The 21,693-nt window shown below is 64.1% G+C and carries 19 protein-coding genes; 8 read left to right on the top strand and 11 right to left on the bottom strand.

Going from position 1 to position 21,693, the window contains the following annotated elements; translation table 11 throughout:
- Positions 1 to 55 precede the first annotated feature (55 nt).
- Together POS17_RS00465 and POS17_RS00470 are read left to right on the top strand one after the other, a co-directional pair.
- Positions 56 to 835, top strand: a complete 780-nt coding sequence (locus tag POS17_RS00465) for an N-acetylmuramoyl-L-alanine amidase (RefSeq protein WP_060836887.1) — start codon at positions 56 to 58, stop codon at positions 833 to 835.
- A gap of 75 nt (positions 836 to 910) precedes the next feature.
- Entirely contained in the window at positions 911 to 2,530 is a 1,620-nt protein-coding gene (locus tag POS17_RS00470) for an EAL domain-containing protein (RefSeq protein WP_060836888.1), read from the top strand.
- 4 nt (positions 2,531 to 2,534) lie between these two features.
- On the opposite strand, the gene POS17_RS00475 is transcribed toward POS17_RS00470, so the two are convergent.
- The gene (locus POS17_RS00475; RefSeq protein ID WP_060836889.1) at positions 2,535 to 4,319 is read right to left on the bottom strand and encodes an ATP-binding protein; all 1,785 of its coding nucleotides are present in this window, start codon (positions 4,317 to 4,319) and stop codon (positions 2,535 to 2,537) included.
- A gap of 10 nt (positions 4,320 to 4,329) precedes the next feature.
- On the bottom strand, positions 4,330 to 5,676 hold the full coding sequence (algB, locus tag POS17_RS00480; protein WP_016963951.1) for a sigma-54-dependent response regulator transcription factor AlgB: 1,347 nt from the start codon (positions 5,674 to 5,676) through the stop codon (positions 4,330 to 4,332).
- Positions 5,677 to 6,116: 440 nt separating this feature from the next.
- Here algB and POS17_RS00485 point away from each other — a divergent pair, with 440 nt between their 5' ends.
- The 5 genes from POS17_RS00485 to POS17_RS00500 all read left to right on the top strand — a co-directional run bounded on the left by POS17_RS00485 (position 6,117) and on the right by POS17_RS00500 (position 10,599).
- Positions 6,117 to 6,401, top strand: a complete 285-nt coding sequence (locus POS17_RS00485; RefSeq protein ID WP_060836890.1) for a hypothetical protein — start codon at positions 6,117 to 6,119, stop codon at positions 6,399 to 6,401.
- Between the two features lie 81 nt (positions 6,402 to 6,482).
- Positions 6,483 to 6,647, top strand: coding sequence for a DUF1328 domain-containing protein (locus tag POS17_RS30640; RefSeq protein WP_003170804.1), 165 nt, complete (start codon positions 6,483 to 6,485; stop codon positions 6,645 to 6,647).
- Positions 6,648 to 6,649: 2 nt separating this feature from the next.
- On the top strand, positions 6,650 to 7,117 hold the full coding sequence (locus tag POS17_RS00490) for an inhibitor of vertebrate lysozyme family protein (protein ID WP_060836891.1): 468 nt from the start codon (positions 6,650 to 6,652) through the stop codon (positions 7,115 to 7,117).
- A 744-nt stretch (positions 7,118 to 7,861) separates the two neighbouring features.
- Positions 7,862 to 9,193, top strand: a complete 1,332-nt coding sequence (gene gltP / locus POS17_RS00495; RefSeq protein ID WP_060836892.1) for a glutamate/aspartate:proton symporter GltP — start codon at positions 7,862 to 7,864, stop codon at positions 9,191 to 9,193.
- Between the two features lie 176 nt (positions 9,194 to 9,369).
- Positions 9,370 to 10,599 carry a nucleoside recognition domain-containing protein gene (locus tag POS17_RS00500; protein WP_060836893.1) on the top strand — a complete coding sequence of 410 codons (1,230 nt, stop codon included), beginning with the start codon at positions 9,370 to 9,372 and terminating at the stop codon, positions 10,597 to 10,599.
- A 72-nt stretch (positions 10,600 to 10,671) separates the two neighbouring features.
- On the opposite strand, the gene POS17_RS00505 is transcribed toward POS17_RS00500, so the two are convergent.
- From POS17_RS00505 to POS17_RS00545, 9 genes are all read right to left on the bottom strand, one after another.
- The gene (locus POS17_RS00505) at positions 10,672 to 11,301 is read right to left on the bottom strand and encodes an ABC-type transport auxiliary lipoprotein family protein (RefSeq protein ID WP_060836894.1); all 630 of its coding nucleotides are present in this window, start codon (positions 11,299 to 11,301) and stop codon (positions 10,672 to 10,674) included.
- The gene (locus POS17_RS00510) at positions 11,298 to 12,236 is read right to left on the bottom strand and encodes an MlaD family protein (RefSeq protein ID WP_060836895.1); all 939 of its coding nucleotides are present in this window, start codon (positions 12,234 to 12,236) and stop codon (positions 11,298 to 11,300) included. The genes POS17_RS00505 and POS17_RS00510 overlap by 4 nt, the downstream gene beginning before the upstream one ends.
- A 1-nt stretch (position 12,237) precedes the next feature.
- Positions 12,238 to 13,041 (bottom strand): ABC transporter ATP-binding protein, encoded by an 804-nt coding sequence (locus tag POS17_RS00515; RefSeq protein ID WP_060836896.1) that lies wholly within the window; start codon positions 13,039 to 13,041, stop codon positions 12,238 to 12,240.
- Positions 13,038 to 14,186, bottom strand: a complete 1,149-nt coding sequence (locus POS17_RS00520; protein WP_060836897.1) for an ABC transporter permease — start codon at positions 14,184 to 14,186, stop codon at positions 13,038 to 13,040. Before POS17_RS00520 ends, POS17_RS00515 begins: the two co-directional genes overlap by 4 nt.
- Positions 14,187 to 14,240: 54 nt before the next feature.
- Positions 14,241 to 15,284: a DUF5924 family protein gene (locus POS17_RS00525; RefSeq protein ID WP_060836898.1), complete on the bottom strand. Its 1,044-nt coding sequence runs from the start codon at positions 15,282 to 15,284 to the stop codon at positions 14,241 to 14,243.
- A 150-nt stretch (positions 15,285 to 15,434) separates the two neighbouring features.
- Positions 15,435 to 16,829: a M16 family metallopeptidase gene (locus POS17_RS00530; RefSeq protein ID WP_060836899.1), complete on the bottom strand. Its 1,395-nt coding sequence runs from the start codon at positions 16,827 to 16,829 to the stop codon at positions 15,435 to 15,437.
- Positions 16,830 to 16,885: 56 nt separating this feature from the next.
- On the bottom strand, positions 16,886 to 18,544 hold the full coding sequence (locus tag POS17_RS00535) for a Na/Pi cotransporter family protein (RefSeq protein WP_060836900.1): 1,659 nt from the start codon (positions 18,542 to 18,544) through the stop codon (positions 16,886 to 16,888).
- Positions 18,545 to 18,760: 216 nt separating this feature from the next.
- Positions 18,761 to 19,528 (bottom strand): TerC family protein, encoded by a 768-nt coding sequence (locus POS17_RS00540; RefSeq protein ID WP_060836901.1) that lies wholly within the window; start codon positions 19,526 to 19,528, stop codon positions 18,761 to 18,763.
- A gap of 67 nt (positions 19,529 to 19,595) precedes the next feature.
- Positions 19,596 to 20,903 carry a CitMHS family transporter gene (locus POS17_RS00545; protein ID WP_060836902.1) on the bottom strand — a complete coding sequence of 436 codons (1,308 nt, stop codon included), beginning with the start codon at positions 20,901 to 20,903 and terminating at the stop codon, positions 19,596 to 19,598.
- Between the two features lie 319 nt (positions 20,904 to 21,222).
- On the opposite strand from POS17_RS00545, the gene POS17_RS00550 reads away from it, so the two are divergent.
- Entirely contained in the window at positions 21,223 to 21,624 is a 402-nt protein-coding gene (locus POS17_RS00550) for a GFA family protein (RefSeq protein ID WP_060836903.1), read from the top strand.
- The last annotated feature ends 69 nt before the right edge of the window (positions 21,625 to 21,693 follow it).

Raw genomic sequence — 21,693 nt, forward strand, 5'->3', positions numbered from 1 at the left:
GCGGGCAGTACGTTACACTGTTGCATTCTTTGTCTTCAGCGTATTGCCTTCTGCCATGAAACGCCTTGCTCTTGCCTTCTCGCTCCTGCTCCTGGCCGGCTGCGCCAGCGGTCCGCGTATCGACACCAGCCACCCCTCGGTGAATTACGATCAGCGGGCCCAGTTCATCATCGTTCACTACACCTCCGCGTCTCTGGAGCGTTCCCTGGCCCTGCTGACGCGCGGCCAGGTCAGCAGCCACTACCTGATCGGCGATGACAAGTCGGCCACCATCTACAAGCTGGTGGACGAGCAATACCGCGCCTGGCACGCCGGCGAAAGCCAGTGGCAGGGGCGTACCTGGCTCAACTCCAGCTCGATCGGCATTGAGATCGTCAACCCGGGCTTTCGCGATGGTCCCAACGGACGGCTCTGGTATCCCTACAGCGAAGCGCAGATCCAGAATCTGATCGTGCTGCTCAAAGACATCAGCAAGCGCAACAACATCTCCCCGCGTCACATCATCGGTCATAGCGACATCGCGCCGTCGCGCAAGCTCGATCCGGGACCGCTGTTCCCCTGGAAACGCCTGGCCGACGCCGGCCTCGGCCTGTGGCCCAATGCCCAGGCGGTGGCCCGTCAGCAGGCGTACTTCGCGGTGAGCCTGCCGAGCATCGGCTGGTTCCAGCAGCAACTGGCCCAGCTGGGCTACGCCACCCCGCAGACCGGCGAGCTGGATCAGGCCACCCGGCACGTGCTGGCGGCTTTCCAGATGCACTATCGCCCGAGCCGTTTCGATGGCATTCCGGATGCCGAAAGTGCTGCGATGCTCCAGGTCCTCAATCAGACAAAATAATGACGCCGCCGGACGGTCCGGGCCGATTACCCAATCAGTTGCTATAACTCATTGGTATCCCTCGGATCCTCCACGATGCCCGTCCCTCGTGAGCCCCTGCGCACCTGGTTCCATCGCCCCTGGTTGTTGGCGACGCTGGCGGCTGCGCTGAGCGCGGCGCTGCTGGTGCTCGGCAGTGCCGGGGTGGCCATGCATCAGGTCCAGCAACGGGAAAGCGAACAGATGAATGCCCAGGGCAAGCGCTTCCTGGAGCGTCTGGAACAACTGTTCGGGCAACTGCGTGAAGGACTGGACGAGCTCGAAGCCCAGCCGCTGCGCGAGTGCAGCGCCGAGCTGATCAGCGCCCTGCAGCAGGTCAGCTTCAACTACCGCTTCATTTATGAAGCGGCCTACATGGACGCCACCCAGAGCTGCTCCAACTCGCCGCGCCAGAGCCTGATGCCCTCGCTCAGGGCTCCGGATATCCGCGGGCCGACCTACAGCTACTGGCTCAACACCTCTGCCCAGCCCAATGAAAACCTGGCCGCGCTAATGCTGGGCCGGGGCGATTTTCGCGTGGCCACTTCCCGCGGGCACCTGACCGATGTGGTGGACCTGCCGGCCGGTGGCAGCCTGATGGTGGTGGTGGAGCATGGTGCCCGGGCGATTCCGGTACTGGGCCAGGCCCGTGCCTGGCCGCCGGTGGAACCTTGGCGCGCCGGTCGCGACGGGCCGCTGCAGGTGACCCCGGACCTGCTGATCTATCGCATGCCGACCCAGAATCCCGAGTACCAGTTGGTGCTGATCACGCCCCGGGCCAGCATGCAGGCGGAAATGCTCGATGGCTGGTGGTGGCTGTTGCCGATCAGCCTGTTGCTGGCGCTGTGTATCGGCGGGCTGGTGTATCAGCTGGCGCGTCAGCGCCAATCCCTCGGGGCGGAGCTGCAAGGCGCTCTGCGCCGTGGCGAGTTGCAGGTGCTGTACCAGCCGATCTTCGACCTCAGCAGCCGGGTCTGCGTCGGGGCCGAAGCCTTGCTGCGCTGGCGCCGTCCGGATGGCACCCTGACCAGCCCCGACCTGTTCATTCCGCTGGCGGAAAACACCGGGCAGATCCGCCAGATCACCGACTTTGTCCTGCAGCGCCTGCTGGAACAACTGGGGCACGTGCTGCGGGCCAATCCGCAGTTGTACATCTCGGTCAACCTGGCGGCCTGTGATGTCATGGTGCCGCGCATCGGCCAGGTCATGGCGCGGCTCCTGGCCTTGCACAAGGTGGCCGCGCGGCAGATCGCCTTCGAGGTCACCGAGCGTGGCCTGATCGATGTGGTGGTGGCGCGGGACAACCTGCAGGCGCTACGGGACGTGGGGCATCAAGTGCTGATCGATGATTTCGGCACCGGCTACTGCAGCCTGGCCTACCTGCAAAGCCTGCCGGTGGATTGCCTGAAGATCGACAAGGCGTTCATCGACGCCCTGGGGCATGACGCCGCCAGCAGTGGCGTGGCGCCCCACATCATCCGCATGGCCCATGCCCTGAAGCTCAAGGTGATCGCCGAGGGCATCGAGTTCGAAGACCAGGCATCGCTGCTCAACAGCGAAGGCGTGAGCTACGGTCAGGGCTGGCTGTTCGCCCACGCCCTGAGCGCGTTGCAGTTCACCGAGCTGATTACCCGGGGGCGGCGCCTGGTGCCCCGGCGCCTGGACGACGAAGCCTGATGCCCTACAGGGGCAAGGCCAGGTAGAACTGGGTGCCTTGTCCGGGCCTTGAGTAGACCCCCATGCGGCCGCCGTGGAGCTGGACGATTTCCTTGCACAGCGCCAGCCCGAGCCCGGCGCCGCCTTTCTTGCGCCCGACCTGGACGAAAGGCTCGAAGATCCGTCCCTGCTGGCCGTAGGCAATGCCCTCGCCGTTGTCCTCGACGCTGATGATGACCCGCTCGCCATGGCGCCGGGCCTGCAGGCGGATCTGGCCGCCGCTGGCGGTATGGCGCAAGGCATTGTCGATCAGGTTGTCCAGGACCCGTTCCAGCTGCGGCCGGTCGGCGTGCAGGCGCGGCAGCGGCGCCTGGAGGTCCAGCAGCAGGTCGATGTCCTGGCGCTGTGCCTGTTCGCGAAAGCGCTCCAGAGCCTGCTCCAGCAGCTCTTCAAGGGAACAGGGAGCGAGGGTGAGCTTCTGCAGGCCGTTCTGATAGCGCGAGAAGTTCAGCAGATCATTGATCAACTGCATCAGGCGCTGCATTTCTTCGTTGACCGTATTGAGCAGGTCGGTTTCCCGGGACTCTTCGGCAAAGTGCAGGCGTTCCTGGAGCAGGCCGAACGCCATGTGCATGCCGGTGACCGGGGTGCGCAGCTCGTGAGAGGCGCGCAGCACGAATTCACTGCGCACCCGCTCGAAGGCACGCTGTTCGGTGACGTCGTGGAGCACCATCACCGCCCCGAGAATATGACCCTGGGTGTGGCTCACCGGGGTCAGGCTGTAGGTCAGCAGACGGGACTCGCCGTCGACCTCCACATCCAGGTCTTCCGGGGCCCGCTCCAGGGTGCCGCCGCGCAGCACCAACTGCAGCTGTTCATCCAGCTCCGGGCGTTGCAGGGCGCTGCCCAGGCCTTGGCCGAGGCGCTCCTGATCCCAGCCCAACTGGCGCTGGGCCACCGGATTGAGGTGCTCCAGGCGGCCTTGGCGGTCGATCATCAGCAGACCGTCGTCGATGCTGTCGAGCACCGCCTGCAGGCGCTGCTGGCCGGCCAGCAGTTCGTCGACATTGGTTGCCTGATGCTGGCGCAGGGCCTCGGCCATGATGCCGAAGCGCCGGGTCAGCAGGTTCATTTCCGCGGCCGCGGAGATGGGCAGGGTGACGTCGAAATTGCCTTGGCCAATCTTGTCCGCGGCCTTGGCCAGGGCCTCGATGGGGCCGCCAAAACGCCGGGCGATGGCATGGGCGGTGATAAAGCCGATGATCAGCACCGCCAGGGCCACCAGGCCCAGCAGGCCGGCCACCAGCAGGGCGCGGTCACGGGCCTGGCGTTCCACCTGGCTGATGTTGTCCAGGGCACTCTTGTGTTCGTTGATCAGGCCGTTGCGCAAGGCATTGAAGCGCTCGGTCAGCGCTTGGTTGTCGCTGATTCCGGGGGCGCCGCTGATGCGTTCGAAGGCCTGGAAGAAACTCAGGTAGTCATCGCGGGCCTGCTGAAAGTGCTGGCTGCCCTGGTTCTGCTGTTCCTGGGCGATGCCCTGGTCGAGCAATGCCAGGTAGTGCTCCCGGGAGGTTTCCAGGGCGGCACGGTCGGGCTCCTTGCTGAGCATGATGATCAACTGGTCGCCCAGGGTCTGGCGCAGCTTGAGCCCCAGGTCCAGGGTGATGAAGTTGTTGCGGATCAGCGACTCCTGGGTATTGGCCATCTGCATCACGCTGACCAGCCCGAGCACCAGCCCCAGCAGGGCGACGGTGATCAGGGCCGAGATGCTCAGAAACAGCCGGGTTCGCAGTTTCATCGCTAACTTCATGGGGGAGCGCTCACAGGTTGTACTGTTTGCGTTTGCGGTACAGGGTCGAGGCGTCGATGCCCAGGGTCTTGGCCGCTTGGTCCAGGGTGTCGCTGGTGGCCAGGACCGCGCCGATATGGGCCTTTTCCAGCTCGTCCAGGCTCAGCGCTGCACCGATCCGCGGGGCATTGTTGGTGGGTTGTTCGGCCATGCCCAGGTGGATGATCTCCACCCGTTCCTGGGGACAGATGATGCTCGCCCGTTCCACCACGTTGCGCAGCTCGCGGATGTTGCCCGGCCAGCGATAGTTGAGCAGGGCTTCCCGGGCCTCGTCGCAAAAGCCCCGGGCCGGTCGCGAATACTCCTTGACGAAGCGTGCGAGGAAGCGATCGGCCAGGGTCAGGATGTCTTCGCTGCGTTCGCGCAGGGGCGGCAGGTGCAGGGTGATCACGTTCAGGCGGTACAGCAGGTCTTCGCGAAAGCGCCCGTCGCGCACCATGTCCTCCAGGTTGAGGTTGGTGGCGGCAAGAATCCGCACATCGGCCCGGCGGGTCACCGGGTCACCGACGCGTTCGTATTCCTTGTCCTGGATGAAGCGCAGCAGCTTGGGCTGCAGGGTCAGGGGAAAGTCGCCGATCTCATCGAGGAACAGGGTGCCGCCGTCGGCCTGATTGACCCGGCCCAGGGTGCTTTCGCTGGCCCCGGTGAACGCCCCGCGGCTGTGGCCGAACAGCTCGCTTTCCATCAGTTCGGCGGTCAGGGACGGGCAGTTGATGGTCACGCAGGACTTCTTCGCCCGCTTGCTCCAGCCGTGGATGGCCCGTGCCAGCTCGCCCTTGCCGGTGCCCGATTCACCGAGAATCAGAATGTTGGCGTCGGTGCCGGCCACCTGGCGCGCGGTTTCCAGCACCACTTTCATGGCCGGGCTGTGGGAGTCCAGGCCGTCCTTGGGCTTGCGTACTTCACCTTCCAGGGCTTCCAGACGCGCCGAGAGCTGGCGCACTTCCAGTTGCTTGGCGGTGGCCAGGCGCAGTTGATCGGGGCTGCAGGGCTTGACCAGGTAATCGGCGGCACCGGCCTGGATCGCATCCACCGCGGTATCCACGGCGGAGTGGGCGGTGACGATCACCACCCGCATCCAGGGCGCCTGGGTGCGCATCTGCGCCAGCACGTCCAGGCCGTTGTCTTCGCCCAGGCGCAGGTCGAGGAAGCACAGGTCGAACACCTGGCGTTGCAGCAGTGCATCGGCCTGGGCTGCGCTGTTGGCGGTGGCCACGGTGTAGCCCTCGTCTTCCAGGCAGTAACGGAAGGTGCGAAGGATTGCGGATTCGTCATCCACCAGAAGGATGCGGCCTTGATTCTCCGGCGCTGACTCCATTTCGCAGGCTCCTTTATGAATGATCTTATTTAGTCCCGGATAAATCGGGCAAGTTGCAAGGTTGATTCTGATCCATTCCACGGCATGCAGGTTAGATATCTCCGGCCGAAATGGCTAACCGACTGAAACTCAATGGCTTTTACAGCTGCTGGGCATGGGCCGGGTCTGTATCAGGCCGTCCGCCGCTCGGCAAAGTTCCCCCTCATATCAAAAAGCCCTCCAGGCGGTCCGCGCCGATCGTGCATTTCGCACGGTCGGCCAGCGTGCATCGTGCAGGATGCGTGTGGGGTGGTACTTTTGAATGGCATTAAGTTGTTGATTTTATTGATATTTATTCCTTGGCGAAAGCTGGCATGCAGACTGCAATAACCCTCCTATCAGCGAAGCACGAGCCATGGCTTCCATAACAACATCGCCACCAGTGTGGGAGGAGTTTCAGGATGAATCGCCAACGTCTTGCCCAATTGCGTATTGCGCCACTGCACCTTCAGCAAGGTCTGTTCGCCAGTCTGGCGTTGCTGGTCACTCTGATCGCCGGGCAACAGTACCAGCGCTGGCAGGACAGTCAGGCGCCCGCCCCGCGGGTGCCGGCCCATCACTTCACCCAGACCCATTTCAGCTCGGTGAGCAGCCAGCTCAACGATGCGACACCCGTGCAACTGATGGCCGTCGATCAGGCGCAGCCGGCGCTTGAGGCGCCACGTCAGGAACGCTGGGTGTTCTAGGCACCAAGGGTCGGCCCGCCTTAGGCGGCGTCCGGCGGCTCCACCGGCACCATCACTAATAGAAGAGTAAGGAGAATCATCATGCTGAGCTGGGCAATCACATTCCTGATCATTGCCATTGTCGCTGCGGTACTGGGCTTCGGTGGTATCGCGGGCACCGCCACGGGTATCGCCAAGATTCTCTTTGTGGTGTTCCTGGTGATGTTCATCGCTTCGTTCTTCTTTGGCCGTCGTGGCCGAGGCTGACCATGAGCCCCTCGTTGAAGACCTTGGCCGCCGCGCTGTTGCTGGGCGCCAGCGCCCTGGCGGTGGCCGCCAATGATGGCCAGGCCCGTGCCAACCAGCTGCTGGGTTCCGATCCGCAGTTTCGTGAAACCTGGCAGAAGGTCGTGCAAAAAGAGGAGCGTCTGCCCGAATGGGTGATGAACCTGTCGGGCGATGCGCCGCAACAGATGAATGCAGTGACCGAAGGGGGCGACCAGTACCTGGTCGGACCGCTGTGTGAAACCGCGCAGAGCTGTCAGAACCAGCGGCTGGTCGTCGCCTTCAGCTTCAACAAGAAGCATGCCTACGCCCTGTGGGTCGAAGTGCCGGCCGGCTTGCCCGCGGACAAGTCGCCGACGCGGCATGCCAGTTACCGTTTCCTCGGTAAGCCGGACGACGGCATGCAGGCTTTGCTGCAAGAGCAATTGCGCAAAGATCCGAACTGGTACTGAGTCCGGTATTGCCGATATTGCATAACAGATAGGCGAAAGGGCCTCCCAGGCGCTTTCGACTTTGCACCGCCCGAGGAAGGCGCGTGCATGACCAAGGGGCCGGGATGTTCTGATGCTTGCATGATCGGAGTGACCTAGGGGTACAGGGAGTGCCTCCGCAAGGGCCGGGTCAGGAAAGAGCGGCGGCGCAAGCTCCCAAGTCGTCATCGACTTGAAGAGCTTGCGGCGTGCTTGAATGAGCAAAGTCCTGTTCTAGAGCTGTTGCTATATCTGCGCCGAAGCGTATCCCGAAAAAAATCTTCCTTTGACCCCGATCAAACGTTTCCGGGTGTTTCTCTGCGACCGTATATCGAGAAACTTTGCGGAATAATCGCAGCGTTTCCAGGCGACCGAATCAGAACATTCCCATGTTTTTTACGACCTTTTCCTGACCTCTCCGACATGCCTGCACGCCGCCTGAAATGGCCGTTTCACGGCATTTATGCCTGCCGAAATGTCGTATTCGAACCGGTTGGGACGTTCGTTTTATTTGGAAAAACTCATGCCGATTCGGCATAGGGTAGGCGTTTACGGCATTAGACGTTCCCCCCTTGCATCGGAATAGTTGCGCCTTTTTTCGCCCGCACAGAGCTGTAAATGCTCGCTCGGGATGACCTTATACGGGGGCCGATGCACAAACTTTTCCGCCATTGAGCGTTCCAGTTCGCGCATCAGCCCGAGTCCAACTGAAGTAAGGGTAATGATATGAAGAAGGCAAAATTAAGCCTCGCCTGGCAGATCCTCATCGGTCTGGTCCTTGGGATTGCGATTGGCGCGCTACTCAATCATTTCAGTGCTGAAAAAGCCTGGTGGGTCAGCAACGTCCTGCAACCTGCGGGCGATATCTTTATCCGCTTGATCAAGATGATCGTGATCCCGATCGTCATCTCCTCCCTGATCGTCGGCATTGCCGGGGTCGGCGACGCCAAGAAACTTGGCCGCATCGGTCTGAAGACCATCATCTACTTCGAAATCGTCACCACCATCGCCATCGTCGTCGGCCTGCTGCTGGCCAACCTGTTCCATCCGGGCGCAGGCATCGACATGAGCACCCTGGGCACCGTGGACATCTCCAAGTACCAGGCCACCGCCGCCGAAGTGCAGCATGAACATGCGTTCATCGAGACCATCCTCAACCTGATTCCGTCGAACATCTTCGCGGCCATGGCCCGCGGCGAGATGCTGCCGATCATTTTCTTCTCGGTGCTGTTCGGCCTGGGCCTGTCGAGCCTGCAGTCCGATCTGCGCGAGCCGCTGGTGAAGATGTTCCAGGGCGTCTCCGAGAGCATGTTCAAAGTCACCCACATGATCATGAACTACGCCCCCATCGGCGTATTCGCGCTGATTTCGGTGACCGTCGCCAACTTCGGCTTCGCTTCCCTGCTGCCGTTGGCCAAGCTGGTGATCCTGGTCTACGTGGCCATCGCCTTCTTCGCCTTCGTGATCCTCGGCCTGATCGCCCGCCTGTTCGGCTTCTCGGTGCTCAAGCTGATGCGCATCTTCAAGGATGAGCTGGTGCTCGCCTACTCCACCGCCAGCTCGGAAACCGTGCTGCCGCGGGTCATCGAGAAGATGGAAGCCTACGGCGCACCGAAAGCCATCTGCAGCTTCGTGGTGCCGACCGGCTACTCCTTCAACCTCGACGGTTCGACCCTGTACCAGAGCATCGCGGCCATCTTCATCGCCCAGCTGTACGGCATCGACCTGTCCATCAGCCAGCAATTGCTGCTGGTGCTGACCCTGATGGTCACCTCCAAAGGCATTGCCGGGGTTCCGGGCGTGTCCTTCGTGGTGCTGCTGGCCACCCTGGGCAGCGTGGGCATTCCGCTGGAAGGCCTGGCCTTCATCGCCGGTGTCGACCGTGTGATGGACATGGCGCGTACCGCCCTGAACGTGATCGGCAACGCCCTGGCGGTACTGGTCATCGCTCGTTGGGAAGGCATGTACGACGACGCCAAGGGCCAGCGCTACTGGAACTCCCTGCCGCACTGGCGCAGCAAAGAGAAGCTGCCTGCCGGCGAAATCACCAAGGGCTAAGCGCCTACTGCGTAGGAGCTGGCTTGCCAGCGAAGAGCCCCCAAGCCCTGCACATGCCTGAGGCTCGCCTTCGCCGGCAAGCCGGCTCCTACAGATGACAGACCCCGGTTAATCCGGGGTTTGTCGTTTCTGCCCGCCCCGCTATCATTCGCCGCATCTTTCGAGGGGTATGACCGATGCTCAATGGCCTGTGGCTTGGCTTCTTTGTCGTGGCGACCGTGTCGGCCATGGCCCAGTGGCTGGTGGGCGGCAATGCCGGGATTTTCGCCGCCATGGTGGAAAGCATCTTCGCCATGGCCAAGCTGTCGGTGGAGGTGATGGTGCTGCTGTTCGGCACCCTGACCCTGTGGCTGGGCTTTCTGCGGATCGCCGAGAAGGCCGGCATCGTCGAATGGCTGGCCAAGGTCCTGGGTCCGCTGTTCAAGCGCCTGATGCCGGAGGTGCCGCCCGGCCACCCGGCCCTGGGCCTGATCACCCTGAACTTCGCCGCCAACGGCCTGGGCCTGGACAACGCCGCCACGCCCATCGGCCTCAAGGCCATGCGTGCCTTGCAGGAGCTCAATCCCAGCGCCACCACCGCCAGCAATGCGCAGATCCTGTTCCTGGTGCTCAACGCCTCGTCCCTGACCCTGCTGCCGGTGACCATCTTCATGTACCGCGCCCAGCAAGGCGCGGCGGACCCGACCCTGGTGTTCCTGCCGATCCTCCTGGCTACCAGTGCCTCGACCCTGGTGGGCCTGCTGTCGGTGGCGGTGATGCAGCGCCTGCGTCTGTGGGACCCGGTGGTGCTGGCCTACCTGATCCCCGGGGCCCTGGCCCTGGGCGCCTTCATGGCCTTGCTGGCGACCCTCTCGGCCACGGCCCTGGCGTCGCTGTCGTCGATCCTCGGCAACCTCACGCTGTTTGGGCTGATCATGCTGTTCCTGGTGATTGGCGCGCTGCGCAAGGTCAAGGTCTACGAGGCCTTTGTCGAAGGCGCCAAGGAAGGCTTCGAGGTGGCCAAGAACCTCTTGCCGTACCTGGTGGCGATGCTCTGCGCCATCGGCGTGCTGCGGGCTTCCGGGGCCCTGGATTTCGGCCTCGACGGCATTCGCCACCTGGTGGCCTGGGCCGGTTGGGACACGCGCTTCGTCGATGCCCTGCCCACCGCCATGGTCAAGCCGTTCTCCGGCAGTGCCGCCCGGGCCATGCTGATCGAAACCATGAAGACCCAGGGCGTGGACAGCTTCCCGGCCCTGGTGGCGGCGACCATCCAGGGCAGCACCGAAACCACCTTCTATGTGCTGGCGGTCTACTTCGGCGCGGTGGGCATCCAGCGGGTGCGGCACGCCGTGGGCTGTGCCTTGCTGGCGGAGTTCGCCGGCGTGGTGGCGGCGATTGCGGTTTGCTACTGGTTCTTTGGCTGAGTTGACCGAGTCTTCGCCAGCAAGCCGGCTCCTACACCACCCGTAGGAGCCGGCTTGCCGGCGAATGGGCGCTCAATGCTTGAGCGCCCGATTGCCCTGCCCCACCGCCCAATCCACCACCTGGCGGGTCAGCGCATCGCCGGCCTGGCCAAATCCCGTCACCACCGCCGGCACCGCGGTTTCAGTCAGCGGCTGGTGCACTTCAAAACGTCGACTGGCGAGGATCTTCTGGTCATTGCCACGTATCAGCCGCGCATCCAGGCGGATCACCACCTGGGCGGCGCTGCCCTGGTATTCGGTCTGGAAGGCTTGCAGGTCGCCGCCCAGGGCCAGGTCGGTCTGCAGGTTGCTGTCATCGGTACTCAACAGCTGCACCCGGCCATCGCGCTGGAAGCCGTCCAGCAGACGGTTGCGCAGCAGGATCGGCGCCGGGTCGCTCCAGCGCGAAGCCTTGTAGCTGCTGATCAGATTGCCCTGGGGAATCACCGCGATCCGCGCGCTGTTCAGCGCATCGCTGGCCTGGGGCTTGAGCAGCTGCAAGGACCACGGCAGGGCCTGGCTCGGGGCCGTGGCGCCAGCCTGGCTCACCGGTAGCCGATAGATGTCCAGCGGCTCGCCCTTGGGCAGGATCGAGCAGGCGCTGGTCAGGGCCAGTACGGCACTCAGGGCCAGGGGGGCAAACAGGCGATCGGCACGCTTCATGGCGTGAACTCCTTGTTCTTCTCGTTACCCAGCAAGTAACCGCCGGGGTTGGCTTCCAGGCGGCGGGTGATGCTTCGCAGCGAGCCCAGGGTCTCGCGCAGTTCGCGTACCGCTGGCGCCAGGCCGTTGAGGCCCTGCATGCCGTTGTTCAGCGAGTCCTGATTGTTGCTCAGCAAGGTGTTCAGGGTGGCGCTGCTCTGCTCCAGGTTGCGCATGGCCTGTGCGGCGCTGCCAACCATCTGTTTGCCCTGGTCGCTGAGCAGGCCGTTGGCGTTGCGCATCAGCGCGGTGGTCTGTTCCAGCATGGCGCTGGTCTGCTTGCTGATGGTGCCCAGCTGCTGCATCAGCTGGCGCAGGTCATCACGTTGGCCGGCGATGCTCGCCGAGGTTTTCTGCAGGTTGTCCAGGGTGCTGCTGACCCGTTCCACGTTGTCCGGGGAGAACATGCGGTTGGCGTTGTGCAGCAGCAGGTTGACCCCGGTCATCAGGTCGTTGCTGTTGTTCAGCAGGCGGGCAATGGGCGATGGCGAGGCGATGATGGTCGGCAGGTGGCCGTCCTTGCCCTTGAGGGGCGGGCTTTGCGGCGTGCCGCCGCTGAGCTGGATGATCGAGGTGCCGGTGATGCCGGTCAGGGCCAGCTTGGCCTGGGTGTCTTCCTTGATCGGGGTTTCACTGCCCAGGCGGATCTGCGCCAGCACCCGGCGCGGGTCCTTGGGGTCCAGGCGCAGGTTGACCACATCGCCGACCTTGATCCCGCTGTATTGCACGGCACTGCCCTTGGACAGGCCGCTGACCGCCTCGTTGAAGACGATCTCGTAGTCCTGGAAGGCGCTGTCGACGCTGGACTTGGCCAGCCACAGGCCGAACAGCAGGGCGCCGGCCACCACGATCACGGTGAACAGGCCGATCAGTACATGATGGGCTCGGGTTTCCATGTCATCCCTCGTTGGTCTGTGTAGCGGCCTGGTAGGCCGCGCGGCCGCGAGGGCCATGGAAGTACTGGTGGATCCACTCGTCCGGGGTTTCGGCGACCACGTCGATGGCGTCCGCCACCAGCACTTTTTTCTGCGCCAGCACCGCCACCCGGTCGGTGATGGTGTAGAGCGTGTCCAGGTCGTGGGTGACCAGGAACACGCTCAGGCCCAGGGCATCGCGCAGGGTCAGGATCAACTGGTCGAAGGCGGCGGCCCCCACCGGGTCGAGGCCGGCGGTGGGTTCGTCGAGAAACAGGATGTCCGGGTCCAGAGCCAGGGCGCGGGCCAGGGCCGCACGCTTGATCATGCCGCCGGACAGCGAGGCCGGGTATTTGTCCGCCGCCGACAGTGGCAGCCCGGCCAGTGCCAGCTTGACCGCCGCCAGGTGCTCGGCGTCGGCGCGAGACAGCCCGGCATGTTCGATCAGTGGCAGGGCGACGTTCTCGGTCACTGTCAGCGAGGTGAACAGCGCGCCCTTCTGGAACAGCACGCCAAAGCGCCGTTCGATCAACGAGCGTTGTTGTTCCGGCAGGCTCGGCAGGTCCTGGCCAAACACCCGTACCGAACCTTCGCTGGGCTGGCGCAGGCCGACGATGCTGCGCAGCAGCACCGACTTGCCGCTGCCCGAGCCGCCGACCACGCCAAGAATCTCGCCCTTGTACACGTCCAGGTCGAGGTTCTCGTGCACGCTCTGCTTGCCGAAGCGATTGCACAGGCCCCGGACCTCGATCACTGCCTCGGCAGGTGCCCGCGGTGCCCGGCTCACCAGCCCATCTCCATGAAGAACAGCGCGGCCACGGCGTCGATGACGATCACCACGAAGATCGACTGCACCACGCTGGAGGTGGTGTGGGCCCCCACCGACTCGGCGCTGCCGCTGACCTTGAAACCCTCCAGGCAACCGATGGCGGCGATCAGTAAGGCGAAGATCGGCGCTTTCACCAGGCCCAGCAGGAAGTGCTTAACACCGATGTCCGAATGCAGCAGGGAAAGGAACATCGCCGGCGAGATATCCAGGGACAGGGCACAGACCACGGCGCCGCCTATGATTCCCGAGAGCATCGCCAGGAAGGTCAGCATCGGCAGCGCCACCAGCAATGCCAGGACCCGGGGCAGTACCAGCAGCTCCATCGGGTCCAGGCCCAGGGTACGGATCGCATCGATCTCTTCGTTGGCCTTCATCGAGCCGATCTGTGCGGTGAAGGCGCTGGCGGTGCGTCCGGCCATGAGAATCGCGGTGAGCAGGACGCCGAACTCCCGTAGAAAGGAAAACGCCACCAGGTCCACGGTGAAGATGCTGGCGCCGAAATTGGCCAGCACCGTGGCCCCGAGAAAGGCCACCACAGCGCCCACCAGGAAGGTCAGCAAGGCGACGATGGGGGCGGCGTCGAGGCCGGTCTGTTCGATATGCGCCACCACCGGGGTGATGCGCCAGCGTTTGGGGCGCAGCAGGCCGCGGGCCAGGGTTTCGAGAATCAGGCCGATGAAGCCGAGGGCTTTCAGGGTGTCCTGCCAGACGGTGTAGACCGCGCTGCCGATGCGCGAGAGCAATTGCACGCTGACGGAAATCTCCGGCTCCCTGACCGGCACACAGAAATCGTTGAGCGAGCTATAGACCGTGTGCAGCAGCGCGCGGTCGGCGCTGGACAGGGTGCAGCCCGGGTGTTCGGCGGACTGGCCCAGGCGCTCGGCGCCCAGCAGCTCCACCAGCAGCGAGGCGCCGGCGGTGTCCAGGGCTCCCAGGCCGTTGAGGTCGATGTGGGTGCTGCTGTCGTAGTGGCCGTCGAGGCTCTGGCAGAGACGCTTGAGGTCGCTGTAGTGGGCCAGCGTCCAGTCGCCGCCGATGCGCAGTTGCGCCGGAGAGTGGGCGTTGTCCAGTTGAGCGGTGCCGGGCGTCATGCGGGTATTCATAAGCTCCGAGCTTGCGTGGCGATTGCGCAGTGCTACGTAATAGCACGATCGCCGTTACTTTGCCTCGCCGCTCTTGGCCGCATCTTGATCTGGATCGGTGATCTCGAAACGCAGCACGCCGATCACCTGCCCGTCCTCGGTGATGACCCGCACCTGCCAGTTGCCCGCCGGGTTGGCCGGGAAATTCTGCTTGTGGGACCAGGCGCGGTAGCCCTCCTTGCGCCCGCCGTGGATATCCAGGGCGATGCGGTCCACTTCGTTGCCGTTGAACTGCCAGACGTGATAGATGCGCTCGTCCAGGCCCCGGGGAGCGTTGATCGCGGTGTAGGCGTACAAGCCGTCGCTGCGCACCTGGCGGCTGCTGACCTGTTCCAGGCTGTCTCCCGGCGTGCGGTCCTGAAGCTGGGTGCTGATGGCGTCCTCGGTCAGCCACAGGGTGGCCGGCGGCACCCAGGAGCGCAGCAGCCAGCCGGTGCTGCCGATGGCCAGGGTGATGCACAGCACCGCCAGGGCACTGCGCAGGCTGCGGATCGGCAGGATCGACGCCAGGCTGGGGAAGGACAGGAGCATGGCGATGCCCAGGGCCAGCTTGAAGCTCTGGGCCGTGGTCAGGTGCAGGATCAACGGCAGCGCGGTGAGCAGTGCGGCGAACAGCGTCAGGGTGTGCAGGGCGAGGAACAGCCAGCGCCGCGGGGCCAGCCATTTGTAGTACAGCGGGTCGGTGATGGAGATCAGTGCTGCCGCCCCCAGCAAGCCGGTGAACACCAGTTGGCCGCTGTTCCAGCTGGTGGTGATGAAGAAGAACGGCAGGACGAAGAACAGGCTTTCCTGATGGATCATCTGCGTGGCGTAACGCAGCAGCGGCTGGGGGATCTCGCGCTTGAAGACCTTGGTGAACAGTTGGGTCAGGCTGTTTTCCAGCATCAGCCAGAGCCAGCTCACCAGCAGGATCACGGCGATCCACGAGGCCAGGCTCTGCTGTCGGTCCACCAGGATGAAGCTGCCGACTCCGGAGATGAAACCGCCGAGCGCAATGACCCCCGGGTAGCGCTTGATCAGTTCCAGAACGCGCTGAATATAGAGGGTCAGGTTAGGCATCGGGCGGGGTCACAGTCTGGGCAGGGAAAAACCGCGACAGGATACCGTTGGCCGCTGCCCGTGGCGAGGGAGCTTGCCCGGGCTGGAGCCTGCAACGCGGCCCGGCCCCGCCGTCGGATGCAAGCTGCGGGGCCAATGCCTGTGCTCCTGCTACAGCCGACTTGCGGGGCGCCGACGGTGCCACAGGCAGGCGCCGAGGCTGGCGCAGAGGATCAGGCCCAGCAGGCCGGCGCCCAGCCACAGCAGTTGTTCATCGCCCAGCAGCGGCTTTTCGATGCGCAGGTAGCCCGGCTGTTGCAGCAGTTGCTTCAGGGCCCGATTGGCCTGGTCCAGGCTGACTGCTCGCAGGCGCTTGGCCGGGTCGCTGAAACGGCCGTTGTCGAAGTCTCCCAGGGCGCTCCAGTAGTAGTCCGCCAGGGCGCTGTTGCCTTGCACTGCCCAGGCCTGGCGGTCGATGGCGGCCTGTTTCAGGCGTTCGAAGGTGGCCGGGTCGAGGCCGTCCTTGAGCAGGCTCGCCTTGAGCTGTTCGACCACGTTCCGGGCCTGGGGCAGCGCATCACGCTCCAGGTCGGCGTTGAGGCTGAGAAACCCTACCCCACCGAAGACTTCCCGATCGCTCCAGGGGCCGTAGGACAGTTCGTGCTCCAGGCGCAGCTGACGGTACAGCGCCCAGTCCAGGTAGTCCTTGAGCAGGTCGAACGTCTCGTCGTGTTGCTGTTCCAGCAGGGGTTCGGGAAACAGCCAGTGCAGCTGTGCGCTCTGCCCGACCCAGCCATGGATCAGGTCGCGCTCGGCGGCGGCCGTGCCCTGGATCTGCGGCAAATCGGGGTGCTCGCTGGGCTCCACCGGAACCAGGGCACCGTAGGTGCGCTGCAGATAGGCCGGCAGCAGGCGGTCGAGTTCGCCGACCACGATCAGGGTCATGTTGTTGGGGGCGTACCAGTCCCGGCGCACCTGCTCCAGGCGGGCCAGGGTCAGGTGCCCGACCTCGGCGCGCTCGGCACATTTGAGCCCCAGCTCCACCGCCAGCTGGTTGCCGGCCTTGTGGCCCAGGTCCTGGCGGTCGAGCCAGCGCTGCAGGTGCGAGTAATGGCCACCGTCTTCGCGCTCCACCACCTGTTTGGCGGCGGCCACGGCGTTGTCGTCAAGGCGGGTGCGGGTCAGCAGTGACAGCAGCAGGTCGAGGACCTTGCGCTGGTTTCTCGCCGGGGCCTCGATGACGAAAGTGGTGTCGGCATTGCTGGTGTAGGCATTCCATTCGCCGCCCAGGGCTTGCATGCGCTCTTCCAGGCCGCCTTCGCCGCTGGCGTCGATGCCGCTGAACAGCAGGTGTTCCAGCAGGTGCGGCAGTTCCTTGTCGGCACAGGCGAAATCGTCCAGGCCGACCCCCACCACCAGGCGGATCGCCACGTGGCCGCGTTCGCTACCGGGCTTGAGCAGCAGCTGCAGGCCGTTGGGCAGGGTGTAGCCTTCGACCTGGAAACGATCCAGGGCCCAACCTTGTGCGCTGCCCAGCAGCAGGCAGGCGAATAACAGACAACGCATAACAAGCTTCCTTACGGCGTGCGTAAGTTTTAGAGACTGCATGTAACTCTGGACGTTCAGGGTGAATGGGTGATGTCAGCCATGTCTTCGACTTGCAGGGCTCCGGTGTCCGAGGTTTCCAGGACCACGTAGGCGCTGCTGCAGAACAGCGAGTTGAGACGCTTCATGTCGGCGATCAGTTCCAGGTGCAGGGAGCTGGTTTCGATGCTTTGCACGATCTTGCGCTGCAGGCGGCTGACGTGGGCGTGGGCCAGGCGCCGTTCCTGGGCGCGGAAGCGGCGCTTCTCCCGCAGCAGTTGCCGGGCGCTTTCCGGGTCGGCGCTGAGGAACACCGAAAGTCCCAGGCGCAGGTTGGCGATCAGCTGGCCATGCAGGCCGGTCAGTTCTTCCAGGCCGACGTCGGAGAAGGATCGGCGTTGCGAGGTCTTTTGCTGCTGGACCTTGCGCAGCATGCGTTCGATCAGGTCGCTGGCCAGCTTGAGGTTGATCGCCAGTTCGATGATTTCCGCCCAGCGTCGGCTGTCCTGCTCGCTGAGGTCCTCCCGGGGCATCTGCGCGAGGTACAGCTTGATGGCGCTGTACAGCGCTTCGACATCATCGCTCAGGGCACGCAACTCCTGGGTGATGGCGGTCTGTTTGCCCCGCAGCACATCACGCATGGCTTCCAGCATGTTGTCGATCAGATCGCCGATGCGCAGGGTCTCCCGGGCGGCGTTGGCCAGGGCCAGGCTCGGGGTGGCCAGGGCGGCCGGGTCCAGGTGCCGTGGGCGCGCGCGGCCATTGTCCTGGGGTCGTTCCGGCAGCAGCCAGGTGCAGAGCCGGGCCATGGGGCCGACACTGGGCAGCAGCAACAGGCAGCGCGCGGTGTTGTACAGCAGGTGGAAGCCGATCACCACTTCCTGGGGGCTGAAGTCCAGGCTGTCCATCCAGTGGGCCAGGGGGTCGAGCACCGGGATGATCAGCAACAGGCCGATCAGTTTGTACAGCAGGCTGCCCAGGGCCACCTGGCGGCCGGCGGCGTTTTGCATGCTGGTGCCGAGGAAGGCCAGCACCCCGCTGCCGATGTTGGCGCCGATCACCAGGCCGATGGCCACCGGCAGGCTGATGACGCCGGCCCCGGCCAGGGTGGCGGTGAGCAACACCGCCGCCAGGCTGGAGTAGGACACCATGGCGAAGACCGCGCCCATCAGGGCATCCAGAAGGATGTCGCCGGTCAGCGAGGCGAACAGCACCTTCACCCCCTGGGCGTGGGTAATCGGTGCGGCGGCTTCGACGATCAGTTGCAGGGCCAGGATGATCAGGCCCAGGCCGATGCCGACCCGGCCCAGCTGCCCGGCACGGGTCTGCTTGCGCGAGAGGAAGAAGATCACCCCAAGGAAGATCAGCAGCGGCGACAGCCACGACAGGTCGAAGGTCAGCACCCGGGCCATCAGCGCGGTGCCGACATCGGCGCCGAGCATGGTCGCCAGCGCCGGGGTCAGGGCCATCAGGCCCTGGCCGACAAAGGAGGTCACCAGCATCGCCGTGGCGTTGCTGCTCTGGACCATGGCCGTCACCAGGATGCCGGCAACGAAGGCCAGCGGTCGTCGGGCCATGTTCTGGCCGATCACATGGCGCAGGTTGGAACCGTAGACCCGCAGGATGCCGGTACGGACGATGTGCGTGCCCCAGATCAGCAGGGCCACGGCGGAAAGCAGATTGAGCAGGGTCAGCATGAGAGGGCCCCCCTGGGGTGAAGAGCCCCAAGCGGGGCCAGTGGACGTTGTTGCGCGAGGTTCTACGTTATGTATTTAAGCTGTAGTTGGCTAACGCACAGGGCGCCAGCATCGCATAGCTCAAGCGGTGTTTGAAACAAAACTGTCATGAAAACAACCGGCTGCAGACGTGAAAAAGGGGCTCGAAAGCCCCTTGTTCCTGACGCGTATTCGCGGTTATTGACCGGGAACGTCCTTGCGCAGTTTCACCGGATCCTGCTGTTTTTTCTTCTTCGCGATGGCGGTGCGCATCTTGATGTTGATGGCTTCCACCGCCAGGGAGAAGGCCATGGCGAAGTAGACGTAGCCTTTTGGCACGTGCACGTCGAAGGCCTCGGCGATCAGAACCGTACCCACCACCAGCAGGAACGACAGCGCGAGCATCTTCAGCGACGGGTGCTTGTCGATGAACTCGCTGATGGTCCCGGCGGCCAGCATCATCACCAGCACCGCGACAATGATCGCCGCCACCATCACCGGTACGTGGGAGACCATGCCCACCGCGGTGATCACCGAGTCCAGGGAGAAGACGATGTCGATGATCGCGATCTGGATGATGGTGTAGAAGAAGTTGCCGCCCTTGCCTTTGGGCTCATCCAGGGTTTCGTCCTCGCCTTCCAGGGCGTGGTACATCTCCTGGGAGCTTTTCCACAGCAGGAACAGGCCGCCGAAGAACAGGATCAGGTCACGCCCGGAAATGCCTTGGCCGAAGACCACGAACAGGTCGGCCGTGAGGCGCATGACCCAGGTGATCGACAGCAGCAACAGAATGCGCGTGACCATGGCCAGCGCCAGGCCGAAGATCCGGGTGCGCGGCTGCATGTGCTTGGGCATGCGGCTGACCAGGATCGAGATCATGATGATGTTGTCGATGCCCAGGACGATTTCCAGGGCGGTCAGGGTGAAGAAGGCAACCCAGATTTCCGGGTTGGTCAGCCATTCCATGTGTAGTCCTTTGCGCGAGTGTTATGGCCCGGGCCGTGACGCCGGCCCGGGCGGGGAATCATTGCCTTTAAAGCGTGCTGAACAGCGGAAAGATCCCCATCAGCAAAGCGGCGAACATTATGCACAGGCAGACCAGCACTGCCCACTTGAGGGTGAAGCGTTGATGGTCGCCAAACTCGATGCCGGCCAGGGCCACCAGCAGGTAGGTCGAGGGTACCAGCGGGCTGAGCAGGTGCACCGGTTGGCCGACGATTGACGCCCGGGCCATTTCCACCGCGGTGATGCCGTAGTGGCTGGCGGCTTCGGCCAGCACCGGCAGCACGCCGTAGTAGAAGGCATCGTTGGACATGAAGAAGGTGAACGGCATGCTCACCAGCGCGGTAATCACCGCGAGGTACGGCCCCAGGGCGTCCGGGATCACCGCCAGCAGGCTCTTGGACATGGCGTCGACCATGCCGGTGCCCGACAGGATGCCGGTGAAGATGCCCGCCGCGAAGATCAGCCCGACCACCGCCAGCACGCTGCCGGCGTGGGCCGCGACCCGGTCCTTCTGCTGCTGCAGGCAGGGGTAGTTGACGATCATGGCGATGCTGAAGGCCACCATGAACAGCACCGGCAGCGGCAACAGGCCGGCGATCAGCGCGCACATCAGGGCGAAGGTCAGGGCGCCGTTGAACCAGATCAGCTTCGGCCGGCGCGCATCCGGGTACTGCGACACGCTGATTTCGCTGTGGTCGATCTCGTCGCCCGCCAGGTGCAGTTCGCCCAGGCGCGCCCGCTCACGCTTGCCGTACAGGTAGGCGATCAGCAGGATCGCCACCACGCCGGCGAGCATCGCCGGGATCATGGGCACGAAGATGTCCGAGGGGTCCACGTGCAGGGCGCTGGCGGCCCGAGCGGTGGGGCCGCCCCAGGGAGTCATGTTCATCACGCCGCCGGCGAGAATGATCAGCCCGGCCATGATCCGCGGGCTCATGCCGATGCGGCTGTACAGCGGCAGCATGGCGGCCACGCAGATCATGTAGGTGGTGGCGCCGTCACCGTCCAGGGACACCACCAGGGCCAGCACCGCTGTACCCACCGAAACCTTCAGCGGGTCGCCCTTGACCAGCTTGAGGATCTTGCGCACCGCCGGGTCGAACAGCCCGGAGTCGATCATCAGGGCGAAATACAGAATGGCGAACATCAGCATCACGCCGGTGGGCGCCAGCTTGGTGATGCCTTCGAGCATCATCGGGCCGATTTTCGGCGCGAAACCGCCGAACAGGGCGAACAAAATAGGCACGATGATCAGCGCGATCAGCGCCGACAGGCGCTTGGTCATGATCAGGAACATGAACGTGATGACCATGGCAAAGCCAAGGAAAGTCAGCATGGGAATACTCCAGGCGTAGCGCGGCTAGGGAATGGCGAACCGGGTGGGATCAGCGCAGAACGGCAAGCACGAGGCGTACGGGAGGAGTTGTAGCGAACAGGCGGGTACGAGCGGACATCAGAATCACCATTGTTGTTGTTAATAGGGCCGGGAGCGCGAGAAACGCCCGCTGTGGCCAACCGGTCTGTTGCCGGTAGTGGAGGCGATGCTAATCGGGGAAGCTTTCAGCCAGCTTTCGCCGTTGAAAGGAAAGGCTGGATGTTCCGCCAGGCGACCAGTGGCATACAGTAACGGGCATTGGCCCACAGGAGGGATGCACATGAGTGAGTTGCACACCGGAGGCTGCCACTGCGGGCGGCTGCGCTACCAGTTCAGCGGGCCGCTGCGGGATATCGCCCACTGTCATTGCTCGATCTGCCGCCGGACCAGTGGCGGCCTGGTGACCACCTGGATCACCCTGCCCGCCTCGGCTTTCACCTGGCTGGAGGGGGTTCCCGCCCGCTACGACTCTTCTGCAAGTTGCGCGCGCTATTTCTGCGGCAACTGTGGGGCTCACCTGGCGTTGGTCACCCACCTGAGCCCGGACAGCATTGATGTCACCATCGCCACCCTGGACCACCCGGAGCTGGCGCCGGCGGACCGGCACATCTGGACCGACAGCCGCCTGCCCTGGCTGCACCTGGACCAGCACCTGCCGCAAGAGTCGCAAGAAACCCTGTAGGCCCTGCCGCAGGCGCGCAGCGTTAGCGCGGTTCTCAAGGCCGCCGATGGCTTGGCAGGAAGCTTCCAG

The organism is Pseudomonas sp. Os17, assembly GCF_001547895.1.
Lineage (GTDB): Bacteria > Pseudomonadota > Gammaproteobacteria > Pseudomonadales > Pseudomonadaceae > Aquipseudomonas.